Origin of the sequence: Reyranella sp., assembly GCF_965229815.1 — a bacterium.
Taxonomy (GTDB): domain Bacteria; phylum Pseudomonadota; class Alphaproteobacteria; order Reyranellales; family Reyranellaceae; genus Reyranella.
Map to the genome: position 1 here is coordinate 1,271,578 of NZ_CBDDJN010000002.1, position 23,360 is coordinate 1,294,937.

Below are 23,360 nucleotides of genomic sequence, written 5' to 3' on the forward strand. Positions count from 1 at the left end.
ATGACTTTCGAGATCGGTGTCGGCAGCGCCGACGATGTCCAGCGCATGGCGCGATGGGCGGCGAACGAGGGCTGGAACCCGGGCAACACCGATGCCCAGGCGTTCTTCGTCACCGATCCCGGCGCGTTCCTGATCGGCCGCCTCGACGGCGAGCCGGTGACCTGCATCTCCGTCGTGAAGTACGGTCAGGCCAACGGCTTCCTGGGCTTCTACATCGCCCGCCCCGTGGTGCGCGGAAAGGGTCGCGGCCTGCCGACCTGGGACGCCGGCATGGCGCGGCTCGCCGGCCGCAATGTCGGGCTCGACGGCGTGGTGGCGCAGCAGGCCAACTACCGCAAGTCGGGCTTCCGCAACGCCTGGAACAACATCCGCTACGAGGGCCCGCCGCCCGAGACGGCGCCGCCGGCCGGCGTCACCCTGGTCGATGCGCGCTCCGTCCCCTTCGACCGGCTGGCGGCCTATGACCGCCGCTTCTTCCCCGAGGCGCGTGAGAGCTTCCTGGCCGCCTGGATCTCGCTGCCCGAGCGGTCGGCGCGCGTCGCGGTGCGCGACGGCAGCATCGTGGGCTTCGCAGTGATGCGGGCCTGCCCGGCGGCGTCGCGGGTCGGGCCGCTGTTCGCCGATGCGTCGGAGATCGCGGAGGCGCTGGTCGCAGGCCTGGCGCGGGACATGAAGGCCGGCGCGGTGGCGATCGACATCCCCGACCTCAACAAGCTGGCGGTCGCGCTGGCCGAGAAGGCCGGCCTCAAGCCGTCCTTCGAGACCGCCCGCATGTACACGGGCGACGATCCGGTGATCGACTATGGCGGCCTGTTCGGCGTGACCAGCCTCGAGCTGGGCTGATCGCCGGAGGGCGGGATCGCCGCCGATTCCGCCCTCCGGCGCGGCACCTCTACTTCTTCTCGACGTTCCAGAACACCGGCGCCGGCGCCTGCAGGTGGCCGGTGACGTTGGTCCGGATCGCCGACGGGATGTTGAACTGGCCGAGCTGGACGTGGGTCGGATACTCCGACACGCGCACCTGCACGGCCTCGGCAATCTCCTTGCGCTTGGCCGGATCGGTGGACTTGGCGAAGGCGTTGCGCAGCTCTTCGATCCTGGCGTCGCACGGCCAGCCGATGGCCGCCTTCTCGCAGTTCGCGCCGACGAAGGCGCTCATCACCGGATCGAGCACGTCGGCCGACACCCAGGTCGTCAGGAAGCCGCTCCAGCCGCCGGCCGACGGCTCTTCCTTGCGGGTGCGGCGCGACACGACGGTGTTCCAGTCCATCGCCTGCATGTCGACCTTGAAGCCGGCGCGTTCGAGCAGGGCCTTCAGGATCGGCGTCAGGCGGCCGGTGTTGGTGTCGGTGGCGTAGAGCAGCACGACCGGCGCGCCGTCGTACTTCTCCTCCTTGAGGATGGCCTTGGCCTTCTCGGCATTGCCCTCGAGCTTGTCCTCGAAGCCCTTGTCGGTCGCCAGCGGCGTGCCACAGATGAACAGCGCCTTGCACTCCTTGTAGAACTTCGGGTTGGTGTAGCCGGCGACCAGGAAGTCCTTCTGGTTCAGCGCATGGACCGCCGCCTGGCGGATGCGCGGATTGTCGAACGGCTTGTGCAGCGTGTTGAAGCGGAAGACGAGCTGGGCGCCCAGCGGATTGAGGTCGACGACCTCGATTTCCTTGCTGCCCTCGAGCAGCGGCAGCAGCTCGATCACCGGCTGGTCGATCATGTCGATCTCGCCGTTGATCAGGGCGTTCATGGCCGTCTGCGGATCGGTGATGTTGATCCATTCGACGCGGTCGACCTTTACGACCTTGCCGCCGGAAAGGCCGGACGCCGGCTCGGGCCGCGGCTTGTAGTCCTTGAACTTGTCGTAGATCGTCCGCTCGCCCGGCCGCCACAGGTCCTTGCGGAACACGAAGGGTCCCGAGCCGATCGTCTCGCTGATCTGCTTGTTGCCCGGCGTCTCGGCGATGCGCTTGGGCATGATGAAGGGCACCAGCGAGGACGGCTTGCCCAGCGTCTCCAGGACCAGCCCGTAGGGCTCCTTCAGGGTGAGCGTGAAGGTCTTGTCGTCGACCGCCTTCAGCTCCTTGGTGAAGGACATCAGCTTCTGCCCCATCGCGTCCTTCGGTGCCCAGCGATTGAGCGAGGCGACGCAGTCCTCGGCCGTCACCGGCTGGCCGTCGTGGAACTTCAGCCCGTCGCGCAGCGTGAACGTGTAGGTCAGCTTGTCGTCGCTGATCTTCCAGCCTTCCAGCATCTGCGGCTTGACCTGCAGCTTGTCGTCGACCGCCAGCAGCGTGTCGTAGACCATGTAGCCGTAGTTCCGGACGATGTAGGCGGTCGTCCAGTAGGGGTCGATGATCTTCACGTCGGAGTGCATGACCACCTTCAGGGTGCTCTCCGCCGATGCCGCCGCCGGCAGCAGGGCGAGCGTGGCCGCCGCCGCGGCATGGGTCGCCCATTTCACGAACCGCATCTGCAGGTCCTCCATCGTTCCCAGGTCAGTTCCCCGATCTCGTGGCACAGGCTATGCAACACACGTGCCTCTGGAGGGCTCATCATGACGTCACGGCCGGCATCCATCCGAAACGTGTCCTGGGCGGTGGTGCGGGACGGCACGGCCGACCGCCATGCCTACCGCCGCGACGTCGACCTGTTCCTGCAGGACGGCCGGATCGCGGAGATCGCCCCGGCCGGGGCGCGGCCGCCGCAGCCCGGGGAGCCCGCGATCGACGCCGCCGGCCGGCTCGCCCTGCCGGGCCTGGTCAATATCCACAGCCATCCCAGCACCGAGCCGGGCTACCGCGGCGTGCGCGAGGACCATGGCGTGCCCGAGCAGCAGATGACCGGCCTGATCGAGCGTCTGCAGGCCTTCCGCCTGGGCGACGACGGCCGTACGGCCGCGGCCGAGCTCGCCTATGCCGAGATGCTGCGGGCCGGCACGACCACGGCCTGCGACGTCACCGTGCCCTTCGAGGGCTGGCTGGACACGATGGTGAGGAGCGGCATGCGCTTCTACGCGGCGCCGACCTTCGCCTCGGCGCGCTGGGGCATGAGCGCGCCGCAGACCGTGACCTGGAAGTGGGACGAGCCGGGCGGGTTCGCCGCCTTCGAGCGCGCCAAGTCGGTCATGGCCGAGGCCGAATCGCACAATTCCGGGCGCCTCGCCGCCATGGTCTTCCCGGCCCAGATCGACACGGTGACGCCGGAACTGTTCGCCGCCGGCCGCCGGCATGCCGACGAGACCGGGCGGCCCTTCTCGACCCATATCGGCCAGTCGGTGGTCGAGGTGCGCGAGATGATCCGCCGCCACGGCGTCACGCCGGTCCAGTGGGCGGCGGCCCAGGGGCTGATGAAGCCCGGCACGGTCCTGGCCCACTGCATCCTGCTCGACGATCATCCGCAGATCGGCTGGCACACGCGCCGCGACCTCGACCTGATCGCCGAGGCCGGCGCCGCCGTGGCCCACTGCCCGCAGCCCTTCGCGCGCTACGGCCTCGCCATGGACCATGTCGGCCGCTACCGCGCGCGCGGCGTCACCGTGGGCCTCGGCACCGACTGCGCCCCGCACAACCTGATCGAGGAGATGCGGCTCGCCATCGTCGCCGGCCGCCTGATGAGCGAGGACATCGCCAGCCTCGACACCGGCGGCGCCTTCGAGGCGGCGACGATCGGCGGGGCGAAGGCGCTCGGCCGCGACGATATCGGCGTGCTGGCGCCCGGCGCGCGGGCCGACATCGTGCTGGTCGACCTCGCCCATCCGCTGATGCAGCCGGCCCGCGACCCGCTGCGCTCCTTCGTCTTCCATGCCGCCGACCGCGCCGTGCGCACCGTGCTGGTGGGCGGCGAGGTGGTGCTGGACGAGGGCACGCCGGTCCATCTCGACCCGGCCGCCGCCATGGACCGCCTGGCCGAGGCCCAGGCCCGCATGCTGCGCGATTCGGTCAAGCTCGACTATGCCGGCCGCGCCGCCGACGAGATCGCCCCCCTGTCGCTGCCTCTGTCATCCTGAGCGTAGCGAAGGATCTCATGCTGATTGCAAGCGGCGATGAGGTCCTTCCCTTCGGCTTCCGCTCAGGGCAGGCGCTGCGCTCAGGACGACATCAGCGCGTCTTCCCCGGCACCAGCGCCAGCCACAGCGCCACCACGGTCGAGGCGATGGCGGCCGCCTGCAGCGCCGACAGCGGCTCGCCCAGCGCCAGCACGCCGCTCGCGATGGCGACGATGGGGATGGCGATCGACGACAGCCCCGCGACCTGGGCGGGCAGGATCTTGACCAGGGCGAACCAGCTCGCGGTGCCGAGCGCCATCGGGATGGCGCCGGTATAGACGGTGGCCGCCAGCGCCGCCGCCGACGGCCAGTGCCGCGGCACGCCGTCGAACAGCAGCGCCCCCAGCAGGATCGGCGGCAGGCTGATCATGACCTGCCAGAAGGTGAGCGACAGGCCCATGCCGGGCCAGCTCGTGCGCTTGACGACGAAGGTGCCGACGGCCCAGCAGAAGCCGGCGAACAGGCCCCAGAACAGGCCCGCCGGCGCGTTCGCGTAGCTCGCGAAGTTGGGCAGCATCAGCGCCAGCACCGCCGCCGCGCCGATCAGGATGGCGGCGAGCAGCCGGCCGGTGAGCTTCTGGCCGAACACGACGAAGCCGATCAGCGCCACCCAGAGCGGCATCGTGTAGGCCAGCACCGAGGCATGGCCGGACGGGATGTAGAGCACGGCGAGCGAGGTCGCGATGTTCCAGATGAAGAGGTTCATCGCCGAGGCCGCGACCAGCGCCGGCCACTTGCCCTTCGGGACGGCGAAGCTCTCGCCGCGCGCCAGCAGGAGCAGGGTCAGCACGATCGCGGCCGTGGACAGCACGCCGGCGCGGAAGGTGAGCACCGGCAGCTCGTCGAGCGCGATCTTGAACAAGGGCCAGTTGGTGCCCCAGACGAAGGTGAGCAGGGCCAGCAGCGCCAGCACCCTGGGCGAGACACGCGACACGGAGGGACCGTCAGACCTGGTGTTCTTCGGGCGTCTGCAGATGGCAGCCGTTGATGCGCCAGGTGCCGTCGGGCAGCCGGGTCATCGGATAGAAGGCGGTGACCGGCCGTCCGTCCGGGCCCACGACATGGACCTTCTGGGTGATCTCGCCGTTCAGCAGCACGATCTCGCGGAAGTCGAAGACCTGCGGCCGATAGACCGGCCGGTAGCCCTGCCGCACCATCTCCATGAAGAGGTCGGGCGAGCCGAACATCCCGCGGATGGCGGGCGAGGCGTAGCCGAAGGCATCGGCGCCGTCGTCGCGCCGGAAGGCGTCGACCTGGGACTGGATGACGCCCTGGATCGCCGTCCGGTCGGCCGGCGAGACGTCCTGGGCGACAGCGGGCGCCGCGCCGCCCGTGCCGACGGCCAGCAGCGTCGCCAGCAGCAGGGCGAGGAGAGCAGCTAGCCGGCTTGCCTGGCGTCCGGTCACTGGCGTCTGTCCCGTCTGGTCATTCCGGTCGGCGCCGCGCGGGCGCCGTCCTCCCGCCGGCCATGCTATCGGAGGCGACGGGGCCGGTCCAAGGCCGGATTCACGAGCGTTTCGAGGCACTTGGGTGCCGGCCGCCGGCGGCCATGGCGGGGCCGCGACGGCCTGTCCGGGCGGCGTCTGGCGACTTGCGTCGGCGGGCCACTTTCACTAGGGTGCGCCCCTCTTCGCCGGCCCCCTCGACGAGGGCCGCCGGCCACGCGCCCGTAGCTCAACTGGATAGAGCATCTGACTACGGATCAGAAGGTTAGGAGTTCGAATCTCTTCGGGCGCGCCATTCTTATGCTGTTGATTTTTCTACAGTAGTTCTCTCAACACCATGCAAGATTGAGAACTGATACGCCTGTCAGGGTGCGCCCCATATCTGGCGCATGTGCTCGAAGAGCTGCTTGCCGCGGTCCGCGATCTCGTCCTCGTCCCACTTGTCCTTCTTCACGAAATCCTTTGTCAGCATGAGGATCGACTGATCCTCGAATTCCTGCCGCTTCACCTTGAAGCCGAGATTGCTGACCCCGCTGTTGAAGGACTGCGTCACCAGCGTGAGATTGCCGAGCGTCTGTTTGACGCGGTGGCGACGCACGATCCGCCCGACGGGAGTATCGTCTTCCAGAACTGCGAAGATCGCCTGGCTGAATTCCTCGTCGGTCGGCTGGGACTGGCCGTTCATCGGCCAGTGCTGCCGCCATGACTGCGGCAGGATGTGTTCAACGGTCAACGTCTCCGGAAGCGACTTGTCTTCCTGCTTCTTGCCGCGTCTGGCCAACTCGATTTCGGACAGCAGTGTACGCACCCGTGCCGGACCGAGCGATGTGTAGAGCGGCCGCGAGGCAATCGCGTTCTCGAATTCCGCGTCCTGCGGGAAGCGCCCGCTTTCCGAGGTCAGGCCAAGCAGGTAGGCGTGCAGATTCTCATACCTCCAGCCCTTCTTCTCCAGGTCGGCTATGACGTTCAGGAAAAGGTTGTTGTAGTTCTTCGAGGTGAGGCCGCATACGGCGCGCCGCACAATCAGCGAGAGCAGGAGATCGAGCGATTTCCGCTTTTCTTCGTCGCCCATGTTGCTCGACCAGAGCCGGAGCAGCAGGGGATTGATCGTGGTAACATCCCAAGCTCGCAGCCGCGCAGAAAACTCCGCAAGCGGCGAGCCGGACGAATGTTCAATGATTTCCCGATAGACCTTGCCGTAGGCTTCGAGGTCGCGGATCTCCGCCTGAACTGTCGCGTAACGCGGTACGGTACTGTTCCGCGCCGGCCGCAGGAACGCCTTGTATTCCGAGAATAGCTTCGAGATCGTGACCTCACCGGCGATCTTGCCGGCAATGAAGTTGGCGAGGAAGAATTCGATGCGCTGCTTCTTGTAGCGCCCCTGTTTCTCCATCGCACTCCAGAACGAGTCCTCGAACGGCTTCCAATACCGCTTAAAGAGATGTTCCGCGTCCTCGCCGCGGGCGTCCGCCCGCTGGAAGATGTTGTTCCGCACGAGATCGGCGGCTAGCAGCGGTTCGCCGCGATCGTTCAGCGTCTCGAAAATGACCTGTGCGTCGTCGCCTTCGTCGAGGACGATTTCGACGACCTTGAATTCCTCAAGCAGCGACTGCCAGATCGCGTCCAGTTTCAGTTCCTTCGGGATATCGTCTTCGGCTGTCGCGGCGGCGTCACCTTCGGTATCCGGCGCCTCGATAAGATCGTCGTGCAGATCGTCGGTTTCGATCGAGTGCTTGATGCGGTCGTAGAAATAGCCGTAGGCGCGCAGCATCGACGGGGTTGAGTTGTATTCCTTGACCTGATCGCGCTTGGCGTTGGCGTACCAATGGTCGTGATAGGCTTTCTTGAGCGAGGCTCGATCCTCCGACGATACGATATCCACGAAGAGCTGCCGGTTCGATTGCGTCGGCCAGACCTTGTAGATTTCGACCTCGGCGTCTTCCATCAGGTGCGGGTCGCTGTTCAGGACATAGCGTGTGATGTTGCCGACAGTGCTTTCGTGGCAGATCGACTGAGCGTAGTGGCGCGCGGCCGTCAGAAAGAGCTGAAATGTCGTGAGGCGCTGCTGGCCGTCCACCACCTGAAAGGACGGCACTTGCTTGACAGACGGCTTGGCGCGGCTTTCGAGGACGATGGCGCCCATGAAATGCGAGAAACGCCGCTCGCGTCCCGCCAGCCGCTCGATAGCCTTGGTGCGAATGTCCTGCCAGAACGGCTCCCATTGCTTCTCGCGATTCCAGACGTAGTGACGCTGATAGATCGGAACGCAATAGCGATTCCGGTTCTGTAATAATGTGCCGATTTCGACCGGTCCCGCCTTCATTGCCGCCCCCAACCATAGCGCCCTTACGAAATCACATAGCACAAACAATTACATAAGAGTTCCCAGTTTCATCCTCTCCGGCGCGCCATTATTTCAATGACTCACCGGATCGGCTTAGCCTCTTAGCCGCGCTAGCCTCACTTCCGTGTCTTGGGCAACGGAGGGCTTTTCGGTCCTATCACTCAGCAAATGCGACGTGCTTCGCGTGTTGATGACGAGGCGGCTGCTGATCCCACGTCTTTCCGTCGAGCATGCGACCACTGCGCTTCTTGTTCACTCCGCCCCACTGTTTGAAGTGGAACGCAACATTCGCAGCGATGCATTGATCGCGGATCGATCGAACCCACTCGATGGGCATCGGTCGCGCGCCTGGACCACTTTCGCCGCCAGCGATCGCCCAGTCGATCTCGGAAAGATTGAGGTCGTCGAGCGGCCCGAGTAGCGGCTCAAGGCTCAGAAACTTTACGGCGGCTTTGGTGCGGCGAAGATGGTCGATGCGGTACGCATAGTCCGCGTTCTCGACGCTCACTCCAAGCCAGACGTTCTTCGGCCAAGGAAGGCGTGGCGAAAGTTCTTCAGCCCGCTCCGCCCGCTTCGTTAGAACTTGGTAGGTGTGCTGCGGGGTCACGATCATCGTGGTAAAGACCTCTTTGATGAAGTCGAGAGGTACACGATCTTGGAAGAGGTCGGACATGGAGTTCACAAAGATCGTCCGACCGGTCTTCCAACCTTTCGGGATGTCGAGCGCATTGCGATCTAGGTTCACGCGCCCGTTCCACTTCATCCGGCCGCCGGTCTTCCGGGTAAGGCCGCTGTACTTTGGCTGCCCCATTGCCTCGAGGCGAGCGGCGAGACGCATGGCGTAGCAGTTGGTGCAGCCAGGCGAAACGATGGTACAGCCGGCGACTGGGTTCCAGGTAGCTTCCGTCCACTCGATAGAGGAGTTGTTCGCCATTTCATTTTTTCCTTGGGGGGAAGGTTACAACGGCCCCGTCCTTGAAGGATCTCTTGCCGTTTACAGGTTTACGCCTACTAGCCGGCGGGTCGACAGTGATGAACCCCTCGTCTTCGAGGTCGTTTAGCGCATCCTTGTACAAGCCCGCTGTGTACTGCCGGTGATCGAGGAAGATCTGGAGCATGGTCATCGTCTTCCCCGCGTACTTCTTCAGTAGGCCCTTTTTGAGATTGATGTACTCGACGTAGATGAGCCGATCTTTCGGCGGCGGCTTGGTGTAGTGCGTGAAGTGCGGGACGCCCTGCTTATCGATGAATCCCTCCTTCGCCATGATGTCGGTCATCACGCGGAAGCCGAGCGGGTTGGTGGTTACAAAGACCAGCATGTGCGACGTTCGCAGCCCCTTCTTGAAGCGAAATGTCCGGACGAACAAGGCGCCGTGGTTGAGCTCCTCCAGCGCCTCCCGCAGTGCCTCGATGATGATGCCCTCGCGCTCCAGCGGCTTGTTGCGTCCGGACCCCTGGATGCTCTGCATCTTTGCTTCGAGTTTCGCCGCGCGCGCCGGGCCGAACAGAGATTCCATGTGTGACGTGAAGTATCCGGCACTCAGTGCCCGATTAATGCTGGAGTAACTGAAAAAGAAGATGCAGTCGCAGCCCCAAGTTTTCGTGACAACTGCTTGGATCAGTCCACGCGTCAGGCCCGAGTAGCCGAACGGGTCCAGAAAGGTGAAGGAGGGCATCCTTGCGTTTGCAACGAAATACTTCTCCGTCTCCGGACTGACCTGCTGGTTCAGGAGGATCGGCTGGTTCTTGAGCTGCAAGATGCCCGGCAGCTTCGCCACTTCGGCGCCGAGCTTCTTGATCGAAGCGCGCTTCTTGTCATTGAAGATTGTGATGAGGTGGGGGTGCAGCTTCGGCTTACCGATCGCTGTTTCAAGGACAAGGAGCGGTGTGGACTTCGTGCCGTCGTCGTAGCGGCCGGGACCGCAGTAGAGGTCCACGTACGCGATGTTCTGGCCCAACTGGACGGCCTTCGGGAGGACGATGCCTGACCACGTCTCGAAGTGCTTGGTGACGATGCGGGACTTCACATCGGACGCCGCCGTCTGCTTATCGAAGAAATTATCCACAGAGCCTAACGGCCCTTTCCCCGCCCTCTAGCCGTTGTAAGGGCAGAGGTTATTCGGTCCGGCGAGCACAGAACATACCGCGAACTCGTGGAGCTTTCAACCCCGGCATCTACCTCTTGAGGTTGTTGAGCAAGTGACTGAGCTCGCGGTCGTCGCCCTTCTGCGGCGAAGAGGACGCACCGATGCTCGCGCCGCAACTTTATCAGCGGGGTCGTCCGGTCCAGGAACTTCCCTCACCAAGCTCTCGAACCTTGAAGCCTATAGGGGCCGCTAGAGAGAGGAGAGAGCGCCCGCTCAGGGCAGCCTCAATTATCGTGAGCGAGCGTGGCGGGACCCGGCGGCTGCACGGTGAACTTCTTGTCGCGCAGCAACTTCTCGATGGTCGCGATGCCTTCGGCAAAGCGGTCGTTGCGGCAGTCGATGCTGGCCGCGATGCAGGTGTGATTGCGGCGGCCGTCGGAATTCCCGCTGCCGCCGCCGTAGCGATCGTAGTAGGCCACGAGCTGGGCGCAGCGGCCGGCGGGCGATGGCTCCGCCTGCGCCAGAGCGGGTGCTGCCATCGTCGCGTCGAGCAGGACCCCGACGAGAGCGAGCAGGCTGGCGCCCGGTACGCGCAGCGTGCCGGATAACTGCCGACGCACGCGCACGCAGGCATCCTCAGTCCGGACAGGGCTGCCCGGCAGCTCCCCAGAGAGCCATGTCCTTGAGGTGATCCTCGAAAGTTCCCGGCGGCGTCGTGCGGCCGGCTCCGGGGGCCCACGCCCTCGGAATGAAGCCGTTCAGGGACGCGTCGTGCTTCAGGTGCTCGACGAGGCCTGCGGCATCTCGACCGCCATTCCGCCTGGAGTCCTTGAGTTGCGCGCAGATCTCGGCCCCGGTCTTGCCGAACCAGATGAATTCCACGGGCGCAAGCTGCCAGTCGATGCCGGCATGCAGGGGCGCTGGAGCCGGCGGGTTCGGCAATGTCGACGTGACATGGCATGTCGAGCACCGAACGGTCTCCGCGCCGATGCGGCTTTCTCCGCCGCGGATGTTCATGCCGTGGACCCGGGATTTGCTTTCGCCAGCCGGCGTCCAGATCGGAATCGCCTTCGCGTCGACATGGCAATTGGCACAGCGCGGATGCGTCACCACCGCTTCAATTCTCTTCCAGGCCGTCAGCCCCTCGGCCCGGCTGATGCTGCCCACCGGCACCGCCTCCTTCGGTTCGTCCTTGGCCAGGACGAGTCCCGTCAGGACGACGATGGAGCTCGCAAGGGTGAGCGCGATCAGGCTTGTCTTCCTCATGGCCCGCCCTCAGACGAAGTCGATGAACTTGTTGAAAGGCATTTCACGCAGGCGCTGGCCGGTGGCGGCGAAGATGGCGTTGGCCAGCGCGGGCGCCGCGGGCGGTACAGGCGGCTCGCCGATGCCCCTGACAGTGTAGTCGTTTTCCAGGCCACGCACCTCGATTGCCGGGCACTGGTACATCCGCATGCCTTCGTGGTGATTGTAGTTGGTCTGCTGGACGCCTCCTTTTGCATAGGTGAGCTCGCAGTTCATGGCGTGACCCAGGCCCCAGACGACGCCGCCCTGGACGAGATTCTCGAAATTGACGGGATCGACGACCGTGCCGACATCGGCCGCCACCCAGACCTTGTCGATCTTGATGCCCGCGTCGGTCATGGTCACTTCGACGATCTCGGCGACGGCCGTTCCGAACGACTCGACAAACGCCACGCCGCGGCCCTTTCCGCGTCCCAGGGGCCCCTTCCAGTCGGCCATCTCGCCGACGGTCTCCAGGAGCTTCCGGTAGATCGGTATCTTGCACATCTCGATGCGCGCCAGGAGCGGGTCCAGGCCCGCGGCGTGAATCAGCTCGTCGATGAAGCTCTCGGTGAAGAATCCGTTGGCGGAAGCGCCGACGGACCGCCAGGTCGTGCACGGCGACAGCCCCTGGATCTCGAAGCTTTTCGCGCGGTAGTTGGGGATGTCGTAATAAAGGTTCCAGATGCCGACCGCGAGCTGGCCATCGGGGTCCTTCGACGGCGTTCCCATTCGTGCCAGGAGTTCCTTGAAGGGCGGATTCGCAGCCACCTGGAAATCGGCGGCAACGATCCTTCCGTCTTTGACGCTTCCCCGATACCTGCCCATCGCGATCTGCCGGGGAATGTCCTGGCGGAAATCCTCCTCTCGCGAGAAGACCAGCTTCACCGGTATCCCGCGCATCTGGTTCGCGATCTCGGCGAGCACCCGGATGTTCTCGAACTCGAGGCGGTGGCCGAAGCTCCCGCCCATCCACTCGTTGTGAAACGTCACTTGCTCGGGCTTCATGCCGATCGCTGTCGCAGCGATGTCCTGCACTGATTGGGGCGTTTGATGCCCCGCCCAGATTTCCATGCCCTTGTCCGTGACAATGCCGATGCCGTTGAGCGGCTCCAGCGGCTGATGCCCGACATAGGGCGCGCGATACTCCGCCTCGATCAGCGTCCCTTCCTTCAATCCGGCGTCGACATCGCCGTCATTGCGCCATTCCTTGCCGAGGAATTGCGGCGCGAAGGAAGCGGCTGCGACGTTCCAGTGCTCGGCCTGTTCGGCCGGATACTTGCTCGGTGCCCATGTGCAGTCGACGCGCTCGGCCGCCTGCATCGCATACCAGCTGTTCGTCGCGATCACGGCGATGCCGTTCGATATCTTGAGGATCTTCCGGACCCCCGGCATCGATTGGGCCGTGCTCGCGTCGTACGACACGATCGGCTGCCCCTTGTTGGGGTTCAGCTTGACGGCGGCGTAGACCATGCCGTCCATCTTCCGATCGATGCCGAACTTCATTTCGCCGGTGACTTTCGACCGGATGTCGAGCCGTTCCATCGGCTTGCCGATGAATCGCCACTGAGAAGGCTCGCGGAGCCTGGTGACCGCAACCGGCGTGATCTTCGCCGCGTCCGCGGCCAGCGCGACGTAGGGAATCTTCGTTCCGTCCGGCAGGACCACGCTGCCGCCCTGGGTCCGCAGATCGGCGGCCGCAATTCCAGCGCGCCGGGCTGCCGTCGCCTTGAGCGTTTCCCGCGCGACCGCGCCGGCCATGCGCAGCTTGTCGAACGTGTCGGGGATCGTGCTGGAGCCCCCGGTCATCTGCAGGCCGGACTTCCTCAGCCATTCCAGGGCGGCCGCGCGCGCCTTCTCGGCTTCGGGGCTCTGGTCCGGTGCCAGGAAGGGCGCGAGCTCGTGGGCGAATCCGGTATTGAAATAGGCGGGGCTGGGTCCGGCGAAACGGATCTCGAACTGGTTCGGCTCGAGGTCCAGCTCTTCGGCGATCATCAGCGTCTGGATGGAACCGACGCCTTGACCCTTGTCCGCGTGCTGGGCGATCAGCGTGATCTTCTGCGGACTGATCTCGACCCACGGATTGAACGTCACCGAATTTGGACCGAGGTCCGCCGTCAGCGGATTCGTCGCAGCGGCAGAAGCAGGTGGCCGTTGCGCCCGCGCATGCTGCCCGAACGCCACGCCGCCAGCGGCCGCGATGGAGCCGAAAACCAGGGTTCGTCGGGAGAGACTGGACTGGTCGACCATGTCATTTCCCTCCGATCTTCGCGGCGGCCGCATGGATTGCCGCGCGAATGCGCTCGTAAGTGCCGCAGCGGCAGAGGTTGCCCGACATGACGACGTCGATGTCCTTGTCGCTCGGCTTCGGAATGGCTTCGAGGAGCGAGATGGCCTGGATGATCTGGCCGGCCTGGCAGTAGCCGCATTGCGGCACCTGATGTTCGATCCAGGCTTCCTGCACAGGATGCAGCGTGCCGTTGCCGACCGCTTCGAGGGTGGTTATCGCCTTGCCCGCGACATCGGCCATGCGGACCTGACAGGACCGTACGGCCGCCCTGTCGATTTGCACCGTACAGGCGCCGCACTGAGCGATGCCGCACCCGTATTTCGCGCTCGTGATGCCAAGCTCGTCGCGCAAGACCCAGAGCAGGGGCATTTCCGGGACGACGTCGACCTGGTGCCTGGTCCCATTGACGGTCAGTTCGAACATGTCGACGCCTTCTCTCTGTGGACGTTGCTATTCGTCACGGCGAGCCGGCCTTCTGTTGCGCCATTGCTCGTCTCGATCCCGAACGGCAGTGCCCCTGCGAGCGCGGCGATATCGTCGGGAATGCCAGGGCCGGCCGACTGGTGCCTGGGTCCTTCCGGACTTGGCCAGAACGTGAAAATAGCACTGAGGCACCGGGGGCGCCGGTTAAAAGAGGTTAAGTCTAAACCGCAGCAGTGACTGGCTCGTGGCTTGCGACGTGCCGGCCAAGGGGGGTGCCTATCGCTCGGATCGTCGCCGCACCGAAAGCGATGTTTGGTACAGGCGACGGCCTGCGGCGTGCTTCTTGGCAGCTTCGGTGAGATATTATCGATCGCCACCAGGCACACAGGACCGTCAGAATGGCACCCGACCCGCTGATCCCCGTCAATACGCCGTTCAAGTACAACGTCGGCGTCAACTACGAGAGTTGGGAGAACGGGCGGACAGGCTACAGCATCGCCGCGGACCTCGCCCAGATCACCCAGTATTTCGGGCTGATCAAGACATTCCATGATGTGGCGGTCGGGACAGTCAACCCCAACGACCCGACGATCGATCCCACCCAGCAACAGGTCATCTCCATTGTCGCCGGCACGGCGGACATCGAGCTTGCCATGGGGACGCTGAACAGCGCGTTGGCCCAGGGCGGGTTTGGGCAGCCGTGGACGCCGGGCCTGATGACCAGCTCGGCCTACACCGACAAATGGGTCGAGATGATCATCGATGCCTTCGGCTCCGTTGCGAAGGTGCAGGCGCATCTGAAGGTGATCCTGCTCGGCAACGAGATCGATCAGAACGGACCGCCGCCGGGCGATCCGTCATTCGGCGCCTATCAGACCTGGATCCAGCAGTCCTTCGACAATCTGAGCGCCTCGCTGAGCAAGTACGGGCTTTCGTCGATTCCCGTGTCGACGACGATCGCCAACTACGGCGTTTCCAACGCCATCGCCGTGAACATCTCGGACTACATTCAAAGCCACTGGAGCAACGCCTGGGTCGGCGGCAAGCCCGTCGTCTTCTACAATCAGTACACGCAGGGAACCCCGCAGGAACCGGCGTCGAGCACCGACTTCGCGCCGGTCATCCAATACTTCGAATCCGTCTACCAGCAGCTCGCCGGCAAGATCGAACCATTCGTCGGGGAAACCGGCTATTCGACGGTCTACGGCCAGGGCAATCAGGTCAAGGTCTACGACAAGATCCTGGCGTGGCTTACCGGCCAGTATCAGAATGGCGGCAAGACCGTGCCGTTGTTCGCCTTCGATGCCTTCGATCAGCCGTCGCGAACACCGCCTTTCGAGGTCGGCTTTGGAATCTTCGCCGAAGATGGATCCCATCAGCCGACGGGACTGAAGCCGGGACTGGATCTCCCTTCGTGGTTCAGGTCACAGATCTCGATGAGCGGCCACGACAGGATTGCCCTCTTCAAGGGTGTCTTTTCGCCGGGAATGACCGTCGATGGCGGTGACGGCACGGACACTCTCCTTCTTGCCGAACCGCAATCCCTGGATCTGACGGCAGGCCGGCTTGTGAGTGTCGAAAGGTTGGAAGGCAGCGCCGGAGACGACGTCGTCAAGATGTCCGCAGAAGGACTTGTCTCCTTCGAGTTCATCGACCTGGATGGTGGCGCCGACTTGCTCGAGATCGTCAGCGGATCGGGCGGCTTGCCGGCTGGCACCGCCGTTGTCGGGTTCGATGCGGAAGACGCCTTGGATTTCCAGGGAATAGCGGCCGGGCGGGCGGCGATCGACGTCATCGAGGGCGTGGGCGGCGCCACGCTCGTCATTGGCGGCCTGAATCTTCGGCTGGTCGGCGACTTCACGGGAGGCGATTTCATGACGGTCGTGCGCGGTGCGGGCGCGGCAGCTCACACGGTGGTGACCTTCGAGAAGTTTCTGCCCCAACTGTCTGAGGGCACGCGCGTGGAGGCATCCTCCATCAACGGTGTGGCGAACGAGCCGTTTCTCACCGGCGACGGCGTGGTGCGCTTCACGCTGGAGCTGAAGTCTGCGGTGTCGGCACACAACAACACGCTCGGCGTCTACAAGGTGGCAGCGGACGGGACGGTTCTCGATGTGAGCGTCGTGTTCTCCGGGACGCTGAACGTTGCTGCCGATGGACGAACGGTGAGCCTGGGCGTGCCGGGGAACAACGAGAAGCTCGGCTTCTTCCTGATTCAGGACGGGTTCGACCTCTACGGCGACCTCCCCGACGATCTCTCCTTCGTGATGCCCGGAACGGCTGCGCCGGCAGATCTCGCCAGTGGTGTGCCGCCGGAGTTGCGAAGCGCGGCGCTGGGCAGCCTGACGGCCGCGCCGATCTTCCATTCCTTTGCTGCCTTCAATTCGGAAGGCGCCGTTCAGGTGCTCTCCGGAGTCAATCCGGGCGGCCGCGAACTGCAGATCGGCTTCGAGGACCTGCCGACAACGACGGGCGACAACGACTTCCAGGATGTCGTGATCAACATCCGGGTGTTCCCCGACGACCAGCTGCTCGCGTAGCGACTGCCTTCTTCCCACCGCCCGCTTGACAGCGAAGGCGGTGAGGCAGGCCGGGGGAGGTCAAGTCGAGACCGGAAATGTGCGGGCCAAGCTCAGTCAGCGCTTGTCGCCGCGTTCCGCAGCGGGCGGTCGGCGCCGACCCGTCGCCGCGCCTCGCGCGCCGCCAGCCGCGTCGCGGCGTCCCAGTCCTCCCATTCGACGTCGGTCAGGGCCGCGGGCACCGTGCCGTGCGCCGGCAGCCGGATGGCAACGACCACGAAGCCGGCGTCGCGATAGCGCCGGCCGATATGACGGAGGCTGTAGGGCGAATCGGTGAGGCCATGCAGCAGCAGGACGGCTCCCGCGGGCGGGCCGTCCGGCTCGAGCCGATACGATCGGTTGAAATCCTGGGCGAAGCGGCCGGAATGGATCGGGGCGTCCGCCCAGTAGCGGTTGCCCGGGACCGCCGTTCGCGGGTCGATCCGATCCACGACGTCACGGCGCACGGCGCGGAAGACGCCTTCCTCGCGCCGCAGGTAGGCCGTCCAGTCGCTGCGGTCGATCTCGGCAGCATGCATGTCGGCCGGCACGTAGGTGTGCCACGGTTCGAGCGGTGGCCCCCTGTGGGCGTCCCACGCGCGCAGCGCAAGGACAGCAGCCGCCACGGCGATTCCCAGAACGGCCACCGGCCGAAGGATCCTGAACAAGATGACGGGCACCCCGCGCTTCCTCGACGATTGCGCCGCACGATGGGATAGCGCCGGCAACAGGCGAAGTCCCGTTCCCCTTGCCTTTTGGGACACCTTGAACAGCCCCGGGACGATCGGTCGGTCAAGGCGTCGAGCGACCGCCCCCTCTCCGTGGCCGGCCGCCCCCGGGGCCGTTGCGATCGGCTCCCAAGAGAACCCCGTGTTTGGGACGTGCGGCACAGTCCGGAGACACCGCGCTTAGGTCCTTCCGCGCGGCCGGTTGTAGGATGAAGCGGCCGGCAACAGGCCGGTCGAGGACCCGGCACGGACAGGGGAGCAATCGACATGCGCTGGATTCACCTTTGTGTCGTCGTGCTTTTTGCCGTCGCCGTCATTCTCTTCGTCGCCCAGAACGTCACGGTCGTCACGATGTCGTTCCTGGGCTTCAGCGCCCGCGCGCCGCTGGCCGTGCTGGTTGCCCTGGTCTACGTCCTGGGCATGGTGACGGGCGGCAGCCTCTGGTCGCTGCTGCGCCGCTCGTTTCAGGGATCGCAGCTCGCGAAGGCGCCGAAGCGGTGAGGGCCGCCGATCGATCCGAATCGAGGAACGTCGCCAAATGACGGTGTCGAACGGGCCCGTGCCGGGACTTGGCCTCACGGAGCAGGATGTCGTCGACGCCTACATCTACGTCCTCGCCCGGTACCTGGTCATCCGCCAGGAGCGAATCGACCTCGCAGAGGGCAAGAACGACTACAATGTCATCAAGTACAACGAACTGGGCGAGGCCGCGTTCGTCAATCCGAATCTCGACGTTGCCTACCTCGAGGCCTGGCTCGCCGTCGACGAGGACACGCCCGTCATCCTGGAGATCCCGAGGATCGAGGGCCGATACTATACGGTCCAGATCATGGACGAATGGGCCGACATCGTCTGCAATGTGAATCAGCGCAGCTTTCCGCATCGGCCGCACGGCCGCTTTGCGTTCTGTCTGAAGGGTTCGACACCCAGGCTGCCGGCCAACGTGCTGCAGCTCGACCTCCCTTCGCGCAAGGCCAAGATGCTTGCGCGCATCGAACGACGAGGCGATGACGAGACTGCGGTTCGGCTGCAGCGCGGATTTCGAATCGTCGAAGCCGGCAGACCAAGGATCGAGCCGGCTGTTGCGATCCCGGCGTTCGACAACGCGAACCCGATCACGGTCGATGCGTTCGCCACGCCCATGGTCGAGGCCGTGCTGGACAGCGCGCCCGACGCCATGAAGCTCGCCGGCGCGATGCAGGGGAACGTCATGTCCATCGCGTCGTTCGTGGCCGGGAGCGAAGCCAACCGAGCGCTTGTCGAGGCCATAACCCGCACGATCGCGCTGCCCGCCCTGATCAAGTTCATCCGCAGCTATGGCGACAGGCGAGGCGGCTGGATCGCGACCACAGGCAAGGAAAAGGGCTTCGGCGAGGACTACTGGTTTCGGACCGCCGCGAACTTCGCCGGCATCTGGTGGAACAACAACGAGGAGGTTGTCTACTACATCGGCGAGCAGGACGAGACCGGCGCTCAGCTGAACGGCGACAACGTGTACACGATCCACTTCGAGCAGAGGGACCTGCCTGGAGAGCACGTCGATGCCTACTGGTCGCTGACCCTTCTGAGCCTGCCGGACTATCGGGTCATCCCGAATCCGCTCCATCGCTACAGTTTCAACCACCTGTCCCGTTTCGAGCATGGCGACAGCGGCTCACTGACGCTGTACTTCGCCGCCTCCCGGCCTGCCGGCATCCCCGAGTCGAATTGGCTTCCGACGCGCAGGGGCGAAGCATTTTCCTTGAACATGCGGATGTACGTGCCGAAGGCGGAAGTCCTGAACGGCAACTACTACGTTCCTCCGATCGTGAAGCAGACGGAGTGCGACGGGATGCGTGGTTCGCCCGGAGGCTGAGGATGAAGGACTTGTCTTCGCTACCGATGACCGGTTCGATCGAGACGGACATCGGTCGCTTGAGCTTCGAGGGTGGCTACCCGACGGACGCCACGATCGAGAAACTCTACGACGCGATGGATCTTCAAAGGGCGGTCCAGGCGTACCTGTGGGCGATACCGCTGGTCGGATTCGCGCAGTGGCACGAGGTTCACGAAAAGATCTTTGGCGCGAAGGACGGCGACGTCGTCCTTTATGTCAGCTATCGCGACAAGCTCGGGCTTCTGACCTCCAATGCCACGACCCCCTATATCGTTGGCATGCTCGATTTGAGCCTGACGGGGCCTGTCGTCATCGACTATCCCAAGGGCCCGACGGCAGGCGGGATCCTGGACTTCTGGCAGCGGCCGGTCACGGACATGGGACTGACCGGCCCCGACAGGGGCGCTGGCGCGAGATACCTCGTCCTCGGCCCTGGTCACTCGGTCGGGAGCGCCGACGGCTACACTGTCGTTCGCTCGCCGATGAACCACATCTTTCATGCCTTTCGCGTGCTGGCGACCGATCCGGACGAGGCGAATGCGCTGAGAGAGGCCTACCAAACATACCCCTACGCAAGGAAATCCGATCCGCCGCGCACACGCATGGTGACGCCGGACGGCAAGGCGTGGCGCGGCGCCCAACCCGGCGGACTGGACTACTGGCGGCTGGTCGCGAAGCTGATGGATGGGGAGCCGGTTCACGAGCGCGACCGGATGATGGTGGCAATGCTCAAGCCGCTCGGGATCGAGAAGGGCAGGCCCTTCGTTCCGGATAGGCGGCAGAGCGCGATTCTCCGGGAGGCGGCTGTGATCGGCGAGGCGATGGCCAGAAGCCTGAGCTACGCCAAGCGACAGAAGGAAGCCGTCGCCTACCCCGGTCGGCAGTGGAAGAACGCGATCCTTCTGGAGGCCGGCCAGGAAACCGAGAACCATACGGCCCTCGACGAGCGGACGGGATGGTTCTACGAGGCCGTCACCCTGTCCGCAGGCATGACGACCAGGACTGCCGGCGAGGGCCAGGCCTATCTCAGCATCCAGAAGGACGCGGAGGGGGCCTGGCTTCAGGGCGGGAAGAGCTACTCGCTGCGCGTCCCGCCGAATCCGCCGGTCGCGCAATTCTGGGCAATGACCCTCTACGACACCGAGACCCGCTGCTTCATCGACAACGGGCGCGAAATCGCGGGCCGCGATTCGCGTGACGGCCTGGTCGAGAACCCCGACGGTTCCGTGGACCTTTATTTCGGCGTCGAGCCGCCCGAGGGCAGTCAAGAAAGGAACTGGATACCGACCGTCGATGGTCGCGGGTGGTTTGCATACTTCCGTTTCTATGCCCCCACGAAGGCCTACTTCGATCGGACATGGCAGTTGCCCGACATCGTTCCCGTACCCCTTCGTGCCTCCACTCCCTTTCGGGGAGAGTCCGGCTGAGCAGACGGTTGGACGCGGCGCGGAAACTGCCTGGTCGACGATAGCAGCTGGTCGCGATGCTCCTCTTCTTTGTGACCCTTGCCGTTCTCTTCTTTGCCTACGGCCTGGTCTCGGGACGTCTGGAGACCACGGTCGTGACAGGACCGCTCGCGTTCACGCTCGCAGGGATCGCGATCGGGACGATCGTGCCTCTGCGACCCGGCTTCGCGGTCGACCTCCATCTCCTCCTGCATCTCGCGGAGGCCAGCCTCGTGCTGCTGCTGTTCACCGATGCCGCACGGACCGACCTGTCGCTGCTGTGGAACATTCGCGAGCTGCCGGGCCGGATCCTCGGCGTCGCCCTTCCCCTGAACATGCTGGTGGGGGCCATCGCGGCGTGGCTGATCCTGCCGGGTCTCGGCTGGTGGGAGGCGGCGATCCTTGCCGCGATCCTGGCGCCGACCGACGGTGGGGTGGCCCAGGCCGTCGTTACCGATCCGCGCGTGCCTTTGCGGGTGCGGCAGGCCCTGAAGGTCGAGGGAGGTCTCGCCGATGGGCTTTCGGTTCCGCTCCTCCTCTTCTTCATCGCGATCACGGCTGCCGCCGGCGACGGCGCCAACCCGAGGCTCGCGAAGCTGGTGCTCGAACAGCTGGGCTACGGCGTCGTGGTTGGCGTGGCGATCGGACTAGGTGGCGGATGGCTGCTGGGATGGGCAGCAAGCCGCGACTGGGTGGCGCCATCGTTCGCCCAGATCGCCCTCGCGGCCCTGCCGGTGCTCTGCCTGCTCGTCAGCGTGGCCGTCGGCGCCAGCATGTTCATCGCCGCGTTCGTCGCAGGCCTCGCCGTTCAGCTGGGCACCAAGCGCGCGCGCAAGCCCAACCTGGATTTCGGTGAGATCTGGGGACAGGTCCTGAATCTCTCGGTGTTCACCTTGTTCGGCATCGTCGTCGCGCGCAGCTGGCAGGGAATCGATCTCGCGGTCGCGGCCTACGCCATCACGAGCCTGACCGTCGTGCGCATGCTGCCGGTGGCGATCTCGCTGATCGGCTCCGGACTCTCGCGTCCGACCGTCTGGTTCATGGGTTGGTTCGGTCCCCGTGGACTGGCGTCCATCGTCCTCGGTCTGGTGTATCTGAAGCGGGAGATCGGCCTGCCGGGTGAATCCACGATTCAGCTCGCGACGACTGCAACCGTCGCGCTCAGCATCTTCGCCCATGGCCTGAGCGCCCGGCCGGCCATCGCGCTCTATTCCGCCGGAGAAGCCGCAAAGGCGGACCGGTGACGGGGGCCGACGCCGGCGCGCCGTGACCGTCGATCCGGCAATCCGGGGCCGCTCGCGCGACCCCGGTTGCCGCCAGCCGCTCTAGTGGTTCGCGCCGCCTCCGGCGTCTTCCAGCGTCCGCATCACGGCGTCCAGATTGAACGAGGCAGGCTTCTGGCGCGGCGGAAACTTGACGAAGTTGGCGATCTGCTCGCTCACCAGCCCCTGCATCAGGTAGATGATGTAGGCGTGGGAGATGATCCAGTCCCAGTAGGTGTTGGAGTTCTCGTCGGCGCGCTCGAAAGGATCCCGCCGGAGATGGAAGATCTTGGGGGCCCGCAGGCGGACGAAGGGTTCGAACCAGCACTGCAGGGTCCTGGCCCGCTGCTCCATCAGCACCACCTTCCAGTCCCCCATCCTGATCGCCAGGATGTCGCCGTCGTCGCTGAAGTAGAAGAAGGACTCTCGCGGGCTTTCCTCCACCTCGCCGCTCAGGTAGGGCAGCATGTCGTACCCGTCGAGGTGGACCTTGTAGGTCGTCTTGCCGACCTTGTGACCGTTGAGGAGCTTCTCCTTGATGTCGGGCTCGCCCGCGGCGGCCAGGAAGGTCACCAGCCAGTCCTGGTGGCTGACGATTCCGTTCACCACCGATCCGGCCTTGAACTTGCCGGGCCAGCGAACGAAGGCCGGCACGCGCCAGCCGCCTTCCCAGTTGGTGTTCTTCTCGGAGCGGAAGGGCGTGATGCCGGCATCCGGCCAGCTGTTGAAGTGGACGCCGTTGTCGGTCGAGTAGAGGACGATCGTATCCTCGGTGATGCCCAGGGCATCGAGCTTGTCGAGCATCCGGCCGATGTTCTCGTCGTGGGCGACCATCGCGTCGTTGTAGTCGCCCTGTCCGCTCTTGCCCCGGTGCTTCTCGGCCAGGTGGGTCCGGAAGTGCATCGCCGTCGTGTTGTACCAGAGGAAGAAGGGCTTGCCCGCCTCGTGCGACTGGTCGATGAAGCGCAGCGCCCGGTCGGTCACCTCGTCGTCGATCGTCTCCATGCGCTTGCGGGTCAGCGGTCCGGTATCCACGACCTTCTGGCCGCCCTTGCCGTCGGCCAGGCAGTGCAGGACTCCCCGAGGGCCGAACCGCTTCTTGAAGGCGGGATCCTTGGGGTAGTCGGGGTCTTCCGGCTCTTCCTCGGCATTGAGGTGGTAGAGGTTGCCGAAGAACTCGTCGAAGCCATGCACCGTCGGCAGGAACTCGTCCTTGTCGCCGAAATGGTTCTTGCCGAACTGCCCCGTCGCGTAGCCGTGCGGCTTGAGCAGGTTCGCGATCGTGGGATCTTCCGCCCGGAGCCCGACGTCGGCGCCGGGCATTCCGACCTTGGTCAGGCCCGTGCGGATCGGGTTCTGGCCGGTGAGGAAGGCGGCCCGTCCCGCCGTGCAGCTCTGCTGGCCATAGTAGTCGGTGAAGGCGACGCCCTCGTTGGCGACGCGATCGATGTTGGGCGTGCGGTAGCCCATCTGGCCGCGGTTGTTGTAGCTGATGTTCCACCAGCCGATGTCGTCCCCCCAGAGCACGAGGATGTTCGGTTTCTTCGTCTTTGCCATGTCGGTCTCCTTTGTTCGAGTG

19 protein-coding genes and 1 tRNA gene are annotated in these 23,360 nt (G+C 64.9%); 8 read left to right on the plus strand and 12 right to left on the minus strand.

Annotation, left to right across the window (positions count from 1 at the left end; all coding sequences use genetic code 11):
- Entirely contained in the window at window positions 1-843 is an 843-nt protein-coding gene (locus ACO073_RS06540) for a GNAT family N-acetyltransferase (RefSeq protein WP_421996347.1), read from the plus strand.
- A gap of 49 nt (window positions 844-892) precedes the next feature.
- On the opposite strand, the gene ACO073_RS06545 is transcribed toward ACO073_RS06540, so the two are convergent.
- On the minus strand, window positions 893-2,464 hold the full coding sequence (locus ACO073_RS06545; protein WP_421996348.1) for an ABC transporter substrate-binding protein: 1,572 nt from the start codon (window positions 2,462-2,464) through the stop codon (window positions 893-895).
- 84 nt (window positions 2,465-2,548) lie between these two features.
- On the opposite strand from ACO073_RS06545, the gene ACO073_RS06550 reads away from it, so the two are divergent.
- Window positions 2,549-4,000: an amidohydrolase family protein gene (locus ACO073_RS06550; protein WP_421996349.1), complete on the plus strand. Its 1,452-nt coding sequence runs from the start codon at window positions 2,549-2,551 to the stop codon at window positions 3,998-4,000.
- A 91-nt stretch (window positions 4,001-4,091) separates the two neighbouring features.
- Here ACO073_RS06550 and ACO073_RS06555 read toward each other — a convergent pair whose 3' ends face one another.
- Window positions 4,092-4,973: a DMT family transporter gene (locus ACO073_RS06555; protein ID WP_421996350.1), complete on the minus strand. Its 882-nt coding sequence runs from the start codon at window positions 4,971-4,973 to the stop codon at window positions 4,092-4,094.
- A gap of 10 nt (window positions 4,974-4,983) precedes the next feature.
- Window positions 4,984-5,445: a DUF4864 domain-containing protein gene (locus ACO073_RS06560; protein WP_421996351.1), complete on the minus strand. Its 462-nt coding sequence runs from the start codon at window positions 5,443-5,445 to the stop codon at window positions 4,984-4,986.
- 257 nt (window positions 5,446-5,702) lie between these two features.
- Between ACO073_RS06560 and ACO073_RS06565 the strand changes: the two genes are divergently transcribed.
- A tRNA-Arg gene (locus ACO073_RS06565) sits at window positions 5,703-5,779 on the plus strand.
- Between the two features lie 69 nt (window positions 5,780-5,848).
- On the opposite strand, the gene ACO073_RS06570 is transcribed toward ACO073_RS06565, so the two are convergent.
- The 7 genes from ACO073_RS06570 to ACO073_RS06600 all read right to left on the minus strand — a co-directional run bounded on the left by ACO073_RS06570 (window position 5,849) and on the right by ACO073_RS06600 (window position 13,912).
- The gene (locus ACO073_RS06570; RefSeq protein WP_421996352.1) at window positions 5,849-7,807 is read right to left on the minus strand and encodes a DUF262 domain-containing protein; all 1,959 of its coding nucleotides are present in this window, start codon (window positions 7,805-7,807) and stop codon (window positions 5,849-5,851) included.
- Between the two features lie 178 nt (window positions 7,808-7,985).
- Window positions 7,986-8,762 (minus strand): DUF5131 family protein, encoded by a 777-nt coding sequence (locus ACO073_RS06575; RefSeq protein ID WP_421996353.1) that lies wholly within the window; start codon window positions 8,760-8,762, stop codon window positions 7,986-7,988.
- 1 nt (window position 8,763) lies between these two features.
- On the minus strand, window positions 8,764-9,894 hold the full coding sequence (gene tcmP / locus ACO073_RS06580; protein WP_421996354.1) for a three-Cys-motif partner protein TcmP: 1,131 nt from the start codon (window positions 9,892-9,894) through the stop codon (window positions 8,764-8,766).
- Window positions 9,895-10,199: 305 nt separating this feature from the next.
- Window positions 10,200-10,535: a hypothetical protein gene (locus ACO073_RS06585; RefSeq protein ID WP_421996355.1), complete on the minus strand. Its 336-nt coding sequence runs from the start codon at window positions 10,533-10,535 to the stop codon at window positions 10,200-10,202.
- Window positions 10,536-10,551: 16 nt separating this feature from the next.
- On the minus strand, window positions 10,552-11,181 hold the full coding sequence (locus ACO073_RS06590) for a hypothetical protein (RefSeq protein ID WP_421996356.1): 630 nt from the start codon (window positions 11,179-11,181) through the stop codon (window positions 10,552-10,554).
- 9 nt (window positions 11,182-11,190) lie between these two features.
- Window positions 11,191-13,449, minus strand: coding sequence for a xanthine dehydrogenase family protein molybdopterin-binding subunit (locus tag ACO073_RS06595; RefSeq protein WP_421996357.1), 2,259 nt, complete (start codon window positions 13,447-13,449; stop codon window positions 11,191-11,193).
- Between the two features lies 1 nt (window position 13,450).
- A complete protein-coding gene (locus ACO073_RS06600) occupies window positions 13,451-13,912 on the minus strand; it encodes a (2Fe-2S)-binding protein (protein WP_421996358.1) in 462 nt (153 codons plus the stop codon).
- A gap of 398 nt (window positions 13,913-14,310) precedes the next feature.
- On the opposite strand from ACO073_RS06600, the gene ACO073_RS06605 reads away from it, so the two are divergent.
- The gene (locus tag ACO073_RS06605) at window positions 14,311-16,452 is read left to right on the plus strand and encodes a DUF4114 domain-containing protein (protein WP_421996359.1); all 2,142 of its coding nucleotides are present in this window, start codon (window positions 14,311-14,313) and stop codon (window positions 16,450-16,452) included.
- A gap of 92 nt (window positions 16,453-16,544) precedes the next feature.
- Here the strand turns inward: ACO073_RS06605 and ACO073_RS06610 are convergent, their stop codons facing one another.
- Window positions 16,545-17,117 carry an alpha/beta hydrolase gene (locus tag ACO073_RS06610; RefSeq protein ID WP_421996360.1) on the minus strand — a complete coding sequence of 191 codons (573 nt, stop codon included), beginning with the start codon at window positions 17,115-17,117 and terminating at the stop codon, window positions 16,545-16,547.
- Between the two features lie 348 nt (window positions 17,118-17,465).
- On the opposite strand from ACO073_RS06610, the gene ACO073_RS06615 reads away from it, so the two are divergent.
- The 4 genes from ACO073_RS06615 to ACO073_RS06630 are packed head-to-tail and all read left to right on the plus strand — an operon-like array spanning window position 17,466 to window position 21,763.
- A complete protein-coding gene (locus ACO073_RS06615) occupies window positions 17,466-17,699 on the plus strand; it encodes a hypothetical protein (RefSeq protein ID WP_421996361.1) in 234 nt (77 codons plus the stop codon).
- 37 nt (window positions 17,700-17,736) lie between these two features.
- Window positions 17,737-19,053, plus strand: a complete 1,317-nt coding sequence (locus tag ACO073_RS06620; protein ID WP_421996362.1) for a DUF1214 domain-containing protein — start codon at window positions 17,737-17,739, stop codon at window positions 19,051-19,053.
- 2 nt (window positions 19,054-19,055) lie between these two features.
- Entirely contained in the window at window positions 19,056-20,501 is a 1,446-nt protein-coding gene (locus ACO073_RS06625) for a DUF1254 domain-containing protein (RefSeq protein WP_421996363.1), read from the plus strand.
- Window positions 20,502-20,557: 56 nt separating this feature from the next.
- Complete coding sequence (locus ACO073_RS06630; RefSeq protein WP_421996364.1) at window positions 20,558-21,763, plus strand: cation:proton antiporter; 1,206 nt, start codon at window positions 20,558-20,560, stop codon at window positions 21,761-21,763.
- Between the two features lie 81 nt (window positions 21,764-21,844).
- Here the strand turns inward: ACO073_RS06630 and ACO073_RS06635 are convergent, their stop codons facing one another.
- Entirely contained in the window at window positions 21,845-23,338 is a 1,494-nt protein-coding gene (locus ACO073_RS06635) for an arylsulfatase (RefSeq protein ID WP_421996365.1), read from the minus strand.
- Window positions 23,339-23,360 lie beyond the last annotated feature (22 nt).